This is a genomic window from Streptomyces sp. NPDC104226 (assembly GCF_055584085.1).
Genome location: NZ_JBVJMS010000020.1, coordinates 23640 through 35518, shown reverse-complemented (window position 1 = coordinate 35518; position 11879 = coordinate 23640). Strand labels below are relative to the sequence as shown.

The 11879-nt window shown below is 71.1% G+C and carries 12 protein-coding genes; 8 read left to right on the top strand and 4 right to left on the bottom strand.

The features are described 5' to 3' along the window. Positions 1-102: 102 nt before the first annotated feature. On the bottom strand, positions 103-948 hold the full coding sequence (locus ACZ60J_RS39095) for a hypothetical protein (protein WP_469688958.1): 846 nt from the start codon (positions 946-948) through the stop codon (positions 103-105). A 237-nt stretch (positions 949-1185) separates the two neighbouring features. On the opposite strand from ACZ60J_RS39095, the gene ACZ60J_RS39090 reads away from it, so the two are divergent. The 8 genes from ACZ60J_RS39090 to ACZ60J_RS39055 all read left to right on the top strand — a co-directional run bounded on the left by ACZ60J_RS39090 (position 1186) and on the right by ACZ60J_RS39055 (position 8049). Next, positions 1186-1884: an HAD family hydrolase gene (locus ACZ60J_RS39090; RefSeq protein WP_469688956.1), complete on the top strand. Its 699-nt coding sequence runs from the start codon at positions 1186-1188 to the stop codon at positions 1882-1884. Positions 1885-1943: 59 nt separating this feature from the next. Next, positions 1944-3176: an MFS transporter gene (locus ACZ60J_RS39085; protein ID WP_469688954.1), complete on the top strand. Its 1233-nt coding sequence runs from the start codon at positions 1944-1946 to the stop codon at positions 3174-3176. Next, on the top strand, positions 3148-4299 hold the full coding sequence (locus ACZ60J_RS39080) for an acetoin utilization protein AcuC (protein ID WP_469688964.1): 1152 nt from the start codon (positions 3148-3150) through the stop codon (positions 4297-4299). The genes ACZ60J_RS39085 and ACZ60J_RS39080 overlap by 29 nt, the downstream gene beginning before the upstream one ends. Positions 4300-4512: 213 nt before the next feature. Further along, positions 4513-5343, top strand: a complete 831-nt coding sequence (locus tag ACZ60J_RS39075) for a phosphatase (RefSeq protein WP_469688952.1) — start codon at positions 4513-4515, stop codon at positions 5341-5343. A gap of 114 nt (positions 5344-5457) precedes the next feature. After that, a complete protein-coding gene (locus ACZ60J_RS39070; protein WP_162688852.1) occupies positions 5458-5667 on the top strand; it encodes a helix-turn-helix domain-containing protein in 210 nt (69 codons plus the stop codon). Between the two features lie 143 nt (positions 5668-5810). Next, a complete protein-coding gene (locus ACZ60J_RS39065) occupies positions 5811-5909 on the top strand; it encodes a 30S ribosomal protein bS22 (RefSeq protein ID WP_003948845.1) in 99 nt (32 codons plus the stop codon). A gap of 95 nt (positions 5910-6004) precedes the next feature. Further along, on the top strand, positions 6005-7060 hold the full coding sequence (locus ACZ60J_RS39060) for an NAD-dependent epimerase/dehydratase family protein (protein ID WP_469688962.1): 1056 nt from the start codon (positions 6005-6007) through the stop codon (positions 7058-7060). After that, on the top strand, positions 7060-8049 hold the full coding sequence (locus ACZ60J_RS39055) for a lysophospholipid acyltransferase family protein (RefSeq protein ID WP_469688950.1): 990 nt from the start codon (positions 7060-7062) through the stop codon (positions 8047-8049). Before ACZ60J_RS39060 ends, ACZ60J_RS39055 begins: the two co-directional genes overlap by 1 nt. A 157-nt stretch (positions 8050-8206) precedes the next feature. Here ACZ60J_RS39055 and ACZ60J_RS39050 read toward each other — a convergent pair whose 3' ends face one another. The 3 genes from ACZ60J_RS39050 to ACZ60J_RS39040 all read right to left on the bottom strand — a co-directional run bounded on the left by ACZ60J_RS39050 (position 8207) and on the right by ACZ60J_RS39040 (position 11829). Further along, on the bottom strand, positions 8207-9427 hold the full coding sequence (locus tag ACZ60J_RS39050; protein ID WP_469688948.1) for a DUF5667 domain-containing protein: 1221 nt from the start codon (positions 9425-9427) through the stop codon (positions 8207-8209). Between the two features lie 236 nt (positions 9428-9663). Beyond that, positions 9664-10482, bottom strand: coding sequence for an ECF subfamily RNA polymerase sigma factor, BldN family (locus tag ACZ60J_RS39045; RefSeq protein ID WP_469688946.1), 819 nt, complete (start codon positions 10480-10482; stop codon positions 9664-9666). A gap of 360 nt (positions 10483-10842) precedes the next feature. After that, positions 10843-11829 carry an HAD family hydrolase gene (locus ACZ60J_RS39040; RefSeq protein ID WP_469688944.1) on the bottom strand — a complete coding sequence of 329 codons (987 nt, stop codon included), beginning with the start codon at positions 11827-11829 and terminating at the stop codon, positions 10843-10845. Between the last annotated feature and the right edge of the window lie 50 nt (positions 11830-11879).

Here is an 11879-nt window from a genome sequence, read left to right as displayed (position 1 = left end):
CAGGGGGGACCCTGTGGGAGAGTAGGACGCCGCCGAACAATCATTGTGGGAAAGCCCCGCACCAGGAAACTGGTGCGGGGCTTTTCTGCGTTTACGGGTCCGTCAGCCGAGGAGGACTCCGGACACGTTCAGGGAGAACCTCGCCGTCGCCGAGGTGCCGGCGGAGCCGGCGGTGATGGTGAAGGTGACTCCCGGGGGGCCCTGGGCGGCGCCCGGGACCGGCAGGGTCATCGCCGACAGGGAGAGAGTGGCCACGCCGTTCGTGTCGCTGGTGGACGTCCAGCGGAAGCCGGGGTTGCTCGCGTTGGCATCGGCCGGGCGTATCGCGATGCCGGCGTCGTTGACCACGTACGAGGTGATGGGCAGGGTCCCGGCGGATATCGCCCAGCTCACCTGGCGGCCCGGAAGCGGGTTGAGGACCCGGTCCGTCACCTTCACCCTGAGCGGGGCGAAGCGGGCGTAGTACTTGCCGACCACGTCGGCCCGGCAGTACACCGACTGGTCGGCGGCGCCGTCCGGGCCCAGGGCGAGACCCTGCCCCGCCACGGTGTTGGACGCCCAGATCGGGTTGCGGAGCGCGTCGGGCGGCCCGGTGTAGACGACGAAGTTCCCGTCGGTCTGGATGGCCGCCGTGAACTGTCCGGGGCTCCGGTTGGTGTTGGTCGCCCAGTACGGGGTGCGCCGGTCGGCGTTGTAGAGGACGAAGTTGCCGTCCCCCTGCATGGCCGCCGTGTACGGGGCGCCCAGGCGCCGGCCGCCGCCGACGTAGTTGCCCACGGCGTGGGCCGCGCAGGACCAGTACGGGCGGCCCAGGTCGGGTACCCCGTTCGTCGTGCGGCAGAGGACCAGGTTGGCGTCGCTCTGGAGGTACATGCCGTACTGGCCGTCCGAGGACACCAGCCAGCCGTCGCTGGCCAGGGTCTGGCCGCTGGTGAGAGTGTTTCCCATGACATTCCGTCCCCCCTCGTGCGCGCGGACGCGCACGCGTCGGTGGTGTGGCCGCACACCGGGCACCAGGGTGGGCGGGACACGATGAGCCGTCAAGAACCGGCGTGCGTAAGGCTGGAGGGGCCCGCGTCACCCGTTCGGCGGCGCCGCGCGGGGAGCCGAGGTTCTTCGGATGTCCTGCGGATGCCCGGCATGGGGTCCGGATGGATTGGCACTGACGGCTCGTAGGGTTGTCGCATGGGCTACGACCTCGTCATCTTCGACAACGACGGCGTGCTGGTGGACAGTGAGCCGCTCGCCAATAGCATCCTCGCCGGGTACCTGACCGAGCTGGGCCACCCGACCTCGTACGAGGAGTCGCTCCGCGACTACATGGGGGCCGCGGTCCACCGGGTCCACGACCTGGTGCGGGAGCGGACCGGGCAGGCGCTGCCGACCGACTTCGACAGCACGCTGCACGCCCGTACCTTCGCCGCCTTCGAGCGGGAGCTCAAGCCCGTGCCCGGGGTCGAGGGGGTGCTGGCGGCTCTGGTCGAGAGCGGGACCGCGTACTGCCTCGCGTCCTCCGGGAGCCACGAGCGGATCCGGGTCGGCCACCGGGCGGCCGGCCTCGACGAGTGGTTCGAGGAGGAGTGGATCTTCAGCTCGGAGGACGTCGGGCAGGGCAAGCCCGCCCCCGATCTGTTCCTGCACGCCGCGGACCAGATGGGTGTGGCACCCGGCCGGTGCGTGGTCGTCGAGGACAGCCCGCTGGGCGTCCAGGCCGCGCTGGCCGCGGGGATGGACGTGCTCGCGTACACCGCGATGATGCCCGCCGACCGGCTTCCCGGCGCCACCGGGTACTTCGGCGACATGAACCAGCTGGCCGGCCTGCTGGGGATCGAGGAAGGCGCGGGCACCGGATACACCGGCTACAGCGGCGGGTTCTCGCACTGACCCAATCGATATGTGATCGCTCTACCCACCGGTAGCACCGCCGCCTACGCTGAGCCGCCATGACAGCAGACGTGCGGCTGAGCCGCGGGCGCGGGGCGTTGGGGTTCAGTTTCTTCGTGCAGGGCGTGGCCTTCGCGCTCCTCGTGACGAGGATCCCCGCCATTCAGGACCGGTACGGGATATCCGACGCACTGCTGCCCGTCTTCCTGGCCGCCGTGCCGATCCTCGCCGGCGTGTCCAGCGTGGTCACCGAGCACCTGGTGAAGCGGGTCGCGCCCAGCACCGTACTGCGGTGGGCGCAGCCGCTCGTGCTGCTCTCCCTGCTGGGGGTCGGCGCCGGCGGCGAGATGTGGCACGTGGCCCTGGCGCTCGGGGCGTTCGGGCTGTTCGTGGGGGCGCTCGACGCCTCCATGAACATGCTCGGGGTGAGCCTGCAGGGCGCGTACGGGCGCAGCATCATGCTCGGCTTCCACGCCTCGTACAGCCTCGGCGGGATCCTGGGTGCTTCCGCCGCGTGGGCGGGGGCGCACTGGCACCTCTCGCTCTTCACCTCCTATCTGCCCGCCGTGGTGGTCCTGCTGCCGCTCGCGCTCCTCGCCAGCCGGTTCTACGTGGACCAGGACGCCAAGGCCGCCGGCTCCGACGCGGCCAAGGGGCTCGGGCCCGGCGGGTTCAAGCTGCTGCTGCCGCTGTGCCTGGTGATGGCGTGCGCGTACATCGGTGACTCGACGGTCTCGAACTGGAGCGCCAAGTACCTCCAGGACGTGCTGGGCAGCTCCGAGCAGCTCGCCACCGTTCCGTACAACGTCTACATGGTGACCACCCTGCTCGGGCGGGCCGTCGGGGACCTCGGCGTGCGGCGCTTCGGGGCCGTGGCCGTCGTACGGATCGGGACGGTCGTCGCGGCGGGCGGGTTCGCCGTGGTCGCGGCGGCGCCCGGGGCGTGGGCGGGGATGCTCGGCTTCACCCTGCTGGGGTTCGGGCTGTGCGTGATCGTGCCGCAGACCTTCGCGGCGGCGGGCCGGCTGTTCCCGGGATCCTCCGACACCGCGATCGCGCGGCTGAACATCTTCAACTACGTCGGATTCCTGATCGGGGCGCCGCTCGTGGGCGGGCTCGGGGACGCCTGGAGCTACCGCGGGGCGATGCTCGTGCCCATGCTGCTCGTCCTCGTGACTCTTTTCTACGCCCGCTCGTTCGGTACGGAGCCCGCCCGATACGGTGTCCGGCATGAGCGGCGAACCGTTGGTGACCGGGCTGTTGATGTGGGACGAGGCGGTAACGAAGTATGACTTCGGGCCGGGCCATCCGATGGACCCGGTGCGCCTGGAGCTGACCATGGGCCTGGTACGGGCCTTCGGGCTCGACCGGGAGCTGGAGGTACGGGCGGGCCGGCCGGCCGGTGACTCGACGCTGCGGCTGGTCCACCGCGAGGACTACGTGGCGGCCGTGCGCGAGGTGTCCTGCGACCCCGGGGTCGCCGACGGTTCGTACGGGTTGGGGACGGCGGACGATCCGGCGTTCCACGGGATGCACGAGGCGTCCGCGCTGATCGCCGGGCAGTCGGTCGCGGCGGCCGAGGCGATCTGGCGCGGGGAGGCCGGGCACGCCGTGAACTTCGCCGGCGGGCTGCACCACGCGATGCCGGGCGGGGCGGCCGGGTTCTGCGTGTACAACGACGCGGCGCTGGCCATCGCGCGGCTGCTGGAGCTGGGGGCCGAGCGGGTCGCCTATGTCGACGTGGACGTGCACCACGGGGACGGGGTCCAGGCGGCGTTCTGGGACGACCCCCGGGTGCTGACGATCTCGATGCACGAACATCCGCGGACGCTGTTCCCGCAGACGGGCTGGCCGGAGGAGACGGGCGGGCCGGCGGCGGAGGGGTCGGCGGTGAACATCGCGCTGCCCGCCGGGACCGGGGACGAGGGGTGGCTGCGGGCCTTCCACGCGGTGGTGCCGGAGCTGTTGGAGGACTTCAGGCCGCAGGTGCTGGTGACGCAGCACGGGGCGGACACGCATGTGGAGGACCCGTTGGCGCATCTGGCGGTGTCGCTGGATGCGCAGCGGGCGGTGCAGGAAGCCTGCCATGAGCTGGCGCACGCCTGGGTGGAGGGCGGGCGTTGGCTCGCGCTGGGGGGTGGCGGGTACGCCGTCGTGGACGTGGTGCCGCGGTCGTGGACGCACCTGGTGGCGATTGCCGGGCACCGGGCGATTCCGGCCGAGACGGCTGTGCCGGGGTCCTGGCGGGATGCGGTGTATGCGCGGACGCGGGAGGTGGCGCCCGGGCGGATGACGGACGGGCGGGTGCCGGTCTGGCGGGACTGGGAGGGTGGGTACGACCCTGCGGATCGGATCGACCAGGCCGTACTCGCCACGCGGCGGGCGGTGTTCCCCCTGCGGGGGCTGCTGGCCTGAGCGGGGGTCGGGTGGCCCTGCGGGGCCGTCCCCTACCCGCCCTTCCACCGTTCCCCGGGCGCTGCCCGGACCCCTTCTGGGGCTCCGCCCCAGACCCCGCGCCTCAAACGCCGGCGGGGCTGGATGGGGGCGGGGCAGCATCTGTTGGGCCAACGGGTGGGGGAATGGCCGGAACTGGTGAGGGGGCCGGGTCGGTGCGGGAGCATCGGGAGGGTGTTGAGCACCGGCGCGTTGCGTGCGCATCTGCTGGCCGCCCGCCTGGCCGGGCCCGTTGCGACCTCTCGGGAGGAAAGCCTGCGCAGTTACCGGCTGTTCGCGGCGCGGGATCCGCGGGTGCTGCTCGGGCTGGATCCCGTGTGGGCGTGGGGCGAGGGTGACTTGCTGCGGTTGATGGCGCAGAAGTGCGGGGTCTCGGGGGACCCCGCGCACGTCAGCGGGCCGGACGTGATCGATCCGGAGCTGACGGTGGCGGGGCTGGAGGCCTTCGCGGAGCGGCTGCGGGCCGTGGCCGGGGCCCGGGCCCCGGTGTTGTTCGGGACCGGGCACCCGCACCGGCTCCTGGATTTCTACGCCACCTTGGCGGGGGCGCTGTCGGCGGCGGGATGTGATGTCCTCACTCCGGCATGGGGGGCACCCGTGGACGTGCAGACCCGCTTCGGCGTACGCACGCACCGCATCGATTACGTACGAGGGGTCGCACTGGTGCGGGAAGACGGCGCGCGGCCGGACGGGAGTGACACCGGCGCGCACTCCCATTCGCCGCTGCCGGTTCGGATCGCCCTCGGGGCGCTCGCGGAGGCCGGCGGGCCGTTGCCGGAGCTTGTGGTGGGGGACCACGGGTGGGTCTGCGGTGCAGGTCAGCTCGGTGTGGAGGCGATCGGGCTGGCCGATACCGATGATCCCGCGCTGTTCGTGGGGGAAGCCGAGGGGCAGGTGTCGGTGGCGGTTCCACTTGATGACGCGGTGCGCGCGGACTACTACCGACCGCTCACTCGCTATGTGCTCAATCGGGCGAGTCTGTCGGGTCGCCAGGAGTGGCCGTAGCTCCTCTTCCCCACTCGTATCACACGCCCCTACTCTGGGGAGTGAGCGTGCGACGACGGGGTGTAACCGGAGGGGAAGCCGGTGCCCGTCATGCGCGGAAGGTCAAGGTGTGTCATGGCTGCTGGCGAGAGGCCTCTCAGTGAGGTTCAGTTCCTGACCGTGGCGGAGGTCGCCTCGGTGATGCGAGTGTCGAAGATGACCGTGTACCGCTTGGTGCACAACGGACATCTGCCCGCAATCCGGGTGGGCCGGTCCTTCCGGGTCCCGGAAAACGCGGTGCACGAGTACCTCCGCGAGTCCTTTGTGGGGGTGGAATCGGCCTGAGGGGCAAGGGTCGGGAGCCTGCGGTTACCCCTCGGGGGCACTCGGATTACAAGCTCAGAGCTCGGGCGGGTAGGCTAGGCCGACGTAGGTCGTGTGGGCCCCGACGCCCCGCACCGAATGAAGAGAAGTGAGCGAGGGTAGTCGTGGGCTCTGTTATCAAGAAGCGGCGCAAGCGGATGGCTAAGAAGAAGCACCGCAAGCTGCTCAAGCGCACCCGCGTCCAGCGCCGTAACAAGAAGTAAACGGCAGCTGTACGTGTTTACCGCAGCCCCTCCACCATTCTGGTGGAGGGGCTGCGGTGCAGCCGGGGGACTTCTTCGAGGAAGGCGCTGAGCTCGTGGGGAAGGTCGTGCTGGTCACCGGGGCTGCCCGGCAGCTGGGGGGCCGCTTCGTGCGGCGGATCCAGCGGGACCCCGAGGTCGAGCGGGTGATCGCGGTCGACGCGGTGACCCCGCCGCACGCGCTCGGTTCGGCCGAGTTCGTCCGTGCGGACATCAGGCAGTCGGCCATCGCCCGGGTGCTGGCCGAGAACGCCGTCGACACGGTGGTCCATCTCGCGGTCACCGGGGGAGCGGCGACGGGCGCGGGCTCCGGTTCGTACAGCACCGTCAAGGAAACCAACGTCATCGGGACGATGCAGCTCCTCGGAGCCTGCCAGAAGTCCCCGACGGTGCGCAGGCTCGTGGTGAAGTCCAGTACCAGTGTGTACGGGGGCACCTCGCGGGATCCGGCCGTCTTCACCGAGAGCACGCAGCCGAAGTCGCTGCCCGCCGCCGGCTTCGCCAAGGACGCCACCGAGGTCGAGGGGTACGTACGCGGCTTCGCGCGCAGGCGGCCCGACGTCGCGGTCTGCGTCCTGCGGTTCGCGAACATCCTCGGGCCCTTCGCCGACTCGGCGCTCGCCGAGTACTTCTCGATGCCGCTGATCCCGACCGTGCTGGGCTACGACCCGCGGTTGCAGTTCGTGCACGAGGACGACGTACTGGACGTGCTGCGGCTGGCCTCGCAGACCAGCGGGCCCGGCGGGCTCAGCGGGACCTTCAACATCGCCGGCGACGGGGTGCTGCTGCTGTCGCAGTGCGCGCGGCGGCTGGGACGGCCGACGGTGCCGCTGGTGCTGCCCGCGGTGACCTGGGTGGGTGCGGCGCTGCGGGCGGTCGGGGCGACGGACTTCTCGCCGGAGCAGATAAGGCTCCTCACGCACGGGCGGGTCGTGGAGACCACCAAGATGCGGGAGGTGCTGGGATTCGAGCCGATGTACACGACCGCCGAGACCTTCGCCGACTTCACTCGGAGCCGCGGCGGCGGGCTGCTGCCGCCGGAGCGGGTGGCGCGGGCGGTCGACCGGGTGGCCGGGGTGCTGGACGTGGACATGGATGGAGCGCAGCGATAGTGGCGGACGCCAAGGTCATTCCGTTCGACGAGGACCGGCCGCGACGGAGGGCCTCGCCCGCCCGGCGGGTACGGGTCGCGCCGGAGGCGCCGGTCGCGGCGACGGTCGGTCCGGATCCGTTGGTGGAGGCCGTACCGGAGCCGGAGGCGGATGGCTGGGACCGGCGGATCGCGGGCGGGCTGGCCTTCCTGCGGCGCCGGATCACCGGGGAGTACGAGGTCGACGACTTCGGCTACGACAAGGAGCTGACGGACCAGGTCCTGATGTCCCTGATGCGGCCGCTGTACGACAAGTACTTCCGGGTCGAGGTCAAGGGCATCGAGAACATCCCGAAGGAGGGTGGTGCGCTGATCGTGGCGAACCACTCCGGGACCCTGCCGCTGGACGGCCTGATGCTCCAGGTCGCCGTGCACGACCAGCACCCGGCGCAGCGGCACCTGCGGCTGCTGGCGGCCGACCTGGTGTTCATGCTCCCCGTGGTCAACGAGCTCGCGCGGAAGGCCGGGCACACGCTGGCGTGCGCGGAGGACGCGCAGCGGTTGCTGGAGGCCGGGGAGCTGGTGGGCGTGATGCCCGAGGGCTTCAAGGGAATAGGGAAGCCGTTCGGGGACCGGTACAAGCTCCAGCGGTTCGGGCGGGGCGGGTTCGTGTCGACCGCGCTGCGTGCGGGGACGCCGATCGTGCCCTGCTCGATCGTGGGGGCGGAGGAGATCTACCCCATGATCGGGAACTCGAAGACGCTGGCGCGGCTGCTGGGGATCCCGTACTTCCCGATCACGCCGACGTTTCCGCTGCTGGGGCCGTTGGGGGCGGTGCCGTTGCCGACGAAGTGGACGATCCAGTTCGGGGAACCGATTCCGACGGACGGGTACGCGGCGGAGGCTGCCGAGGATCCGATGCTGATGTTCAACCTGACGGATCAGGTGCGGGAGCAGATCCAGCACACGCTGTACAAGCTGCTGGTGCAGCGGAGGTCCGTTTTCTTCTGACCCCGCGTGGGTCGGACCCGGTGGATCGGGGGTGGTGGGGACGGCTGCCCTGCGGGGGCTGTCCCCTACCCGCCCTTCCGCCGTTCCCTGGGGCTCCGCCCCGGACCCCGCGCCTCAAACGCCGGCGAGGCTGGATGGCCTCGCCGGCGTGCGGGCGTCAGTCCGCGTCTTCCGCCTTGATGCCCAGGCCTGGGAGGAGGCCGGGGAGGAGGGGCGGGAGGGTGATGTCCGGGTGGGGTGGCGCGGGTGTGCCGCCGCCGGACTCGGACGGGGTGGGCTGGCCCTGGCCCGCGGGCGGGTTCAGGAGGTTGCCCGTGTTGCCCAGGAGACCGCCGCCGCCCGGGGCCGGAGCCTTCGGGGAACCCGAGGTCTGGTCCGTGGGCGTGTTGGGGGCCGCGGACGGTGCGCCCGAGGAGGGCGTCGCCTGCTGCTTGCCCGCAGGGGCGCTCGGCTTCGTGGAGGGGCCGGAGCCGCGGGTCTGTTCCGGAGGCTTCGGGAGCAGACTCTGCAGCGGCGCCACGTCGTGGTCTATGGCCTGGAAGACCGACTCCACCTCACCGCCCACGTCCGTGAGCTGCGCGGGGAGGTTGCCCCGGAGCTTGGCCCACGCGTCCCGGTGCGAACGGGAGAACGAGGACAGCGCCTGGATCGGGCCGAGCGAGCCGTCCCGTTCGTAGGCGGCCTGGAGCAGCCGGTGGCCCTCCGAGGCGTCGTGCTTCATGCCCGCCAGGGCTCGGCGGATCGCGCCGAGGGACTCGTGGTCGAGCGTGCCGAGACGGCCGCGCTCCATGAGCCGGCGGGCCTCCGACAGACGGCTCGAGGCCTGGTCGAGATAGAGCTCGCCCCGGTCCGAATCGCCGTCGGCCATCCCGAGCCGGATGTCCTCCATGCCCCGCTTCACGGGGTACAGATGGTCACCTGGCAGGGCGTCCGTGCTGGCAGCGGCCACTCCGCTGAATGCCCCCGCGGCCACACCTACGGTGAGGCCGCCTGCCGCGATGCCCTTGGACCAGCGGGAGCGGGGCCGCAGTTTCCGGAGCGAGGTCGCCCGGTGGGCGCCGCGGCCGGTCCGCTGTTCGGGCAGTTGAGGGTCGGCGGCCACGCCGCCCCCGGCCCTCTCTTCCATCACCTTGGCTTCCATGGCGGCAATGAGCTGGGCTCGTTGCACCACTTTGACCTCGGGGTCCAGCACCGGGCGCGGCATTCTTTCGCCGAGCACGCTCGCCAGGGCCAACAACCGGTCGTGGTCGGCAGGTTCGGCAGGTGCCTCGGACTGCTCGGCCGCCGGGTCCGGTTCCGAAAGGTCGGACGGGGTCCGCTCCTCCAGGGCCTGGGCGAAGGCGTTCGCCCGCCGGTGCGGAGTCACGTTCGCGATCACTGGCGGCACCTCCTCTCGTCATGACGATCGACTCCCCAAGGTGTCCGGAAGGTTGCCTTCCTTGAGCACATCCACACTTTCGAGTGAGCGGCTTCGGGCAGGGCTTGTCCACAGGGAGCCTGCATTCCCCACAACGAGCGGCGCGGCACTTGGGTTACGGACGAAGGATGATCGGACCACAGCGGTGTCATCAAGGTCATCAGGGAGGGGTACCGAAATGTGAGAGGAGGGCGGTGTCAGCGGGCGTCGTCGGGGAGCAGGCGGGCCAGGGTGCGGACCGCCCGGTACTGGAGGGTCTTGATGGCACCCTCGTTCTTTCCCATCACCCTGGCCGTCTCGGCGACCGAGAGGCCCTGCAGGAAGCGCAAGGTCACGCACTCCTGCTGCTGCGGATTGAGTTTCCGTACGGCTTCCAGCAGGGCCGCGTTGGAGAGGGACTCCAGGACGGAGTCCTCGGGGGACCGTTCCACCTCGTTGGCGTCGAGCATCTCGCCGGTGGTGACCTCCAGGCGGAAGCGGCTCGACTTGAAGTGGTCGGCGACCAGGTTGCGGGCGATCGTCACGAGCCAGGCGCCGAAGTCGCGGCCCTGCCAGGTGAAGGTGGAGATGCGGCGCAGCGCGCGCAGGAAGGTCTCGCTGGTGAGATCCTCCGCGGTCGCCTTGCCGCCGACGCGGTAATAGATGTAGCGGTACACGGTGTCGCTGTACTGGTCGTACAGGCGGCCGAAGGCCTCGGCCTCGCCGGCCTGGGCGCGTTCGACCAGGTCCATCATGCGGGCCTGGTCGCTGTCCGCGGTGGGGCGGCGGGCGGCGGGCGCGGTGGTCCCGGCGGCTGAGCCCCCGGCGGACGAGCCGCCGGCGCGACCGCGTCTGCCCACCGTTGCCCCGCCGTCGGTCAGGGCATAGCAAGGACCGGCCGGGCCGAGTCCGGCGGGGACCGCGGTGGCGAATGCGGGGGCGGTGTACGCGGTGGGGACGAAGCCGCGCAGCTGGTCGAGGACCGTTGCGCGCAGCGTAGCCAGGCCCGAGGCGTCAACCCCGACAGGTGGGTACACGGGACTCCCAGAGGCAGAGCTTCCATCACGTGCAGTGCGGGACCGTTCACCCGTCGTAGCGACAGATGGCGGTGGCATGCGTTTGAGGAGAATAACGCTTCGTACAGGCGGCGCTACACCCAGTTGCTCAAATCACCGGTTACGACACTTCTGTTGCGTGTCGAGGGCATATTCAGGCACGGATGGTGATCGATTCTTGATCGGTTGGGTGCGCGGAATGCCTGCTTCCACGATGGCTCGCGACCGAGTCGGGCAGGGCGGAGTGCCGCGCCGGAGGCGCGGGTAGAGGTGAGCGAATGTCCCGGTCGGCGAAGCCGCCGGGCGTGGTGGGGCGGGAGGCCGGGCGGGGCCCCGTAGTCGCTACTTGCGGCGGCGGTGCAGGGCGATGGCGGCGGCCGTGCCGCCCGCGATCGCGCCGACGCCCGCGGCGGCCGGGACGCCGATCTTCACCGCCTTGCGGCCGGTCCGATAGTCGCGCAGGCGCCAGTCCTTGGAGCGGGCATGCTTGCGCAGTTTTGTGTCGGGATTGATCGCGTACGGATGTCCGACCAGGGACAGCATCGGAATGTCGTTGTGCGAATCGCTGTACGCCGCGCAGCGTTCGAGGTCCAGCCCCTCGGCGGCGGCCAGGGCGCGGACCGCCTCCGCCTTGGCGGGGCCGTGCAGCGGCTCTCCGACCAGCCGCCCGGTGTACACGCCGTCCACGGACTCGGCGACCGTGCCGAGGGCTCCGGTCAGGCCGAGCCGGCGGGCGATGATCGTGGCGGTCTCCACGGGGGCGGCCGTGACGAGCCAGACCTTCTGGCCGGCGTCGAGGTGGGCCTGGGCCAGGGCGCGGGTGCCCGGCCAGATCCGCTCCGCCATGTACTCGTCGTAGATCTCCTCGCCGATGGACATCAGCTCGGAGACCTTGTGTCCCTTGACGATGGACAGCGCGCTGTCGCGGGCGTCCTGCATGTGCTCGGGGTCCTCGACCCCGGCGAGCCGGAACCAGGCCTGCTGCCAGGCGAAGCGGGCGAGCTCGCGGCGGCGGAAGAACTCCCGCTTGTAGAGGCCGCGGCCGAAGTGGAAGATCGCGGCGCCCTGCATGACGGTGTTGTCGAGGTCGAAGAAGGCGGCGGCCAGGTCGTCGCCGGCGACGGGGAACTCCGGTTCAGCGGCCTCGGCGGGCTCCTGCGGGGCCTGCGGTTCCGCCTCCGCAACGGGTTCCGCTTCGGCGGACGGGGGGAATTCCGTGCCGTCGGCCAGTGCGGTCTTGCGGGCGGCCTCGGCCGAGGCCTCGCCTGCCAGCACGCTCCGCGCGGTGGCGGAGCGCCTACGGGGGGTGAGCCATCCCAGAGCGGCCATGACGCGAGCATAGCCACTGTGTTCGGGAGTTCCCGAACCGATGGGAATCG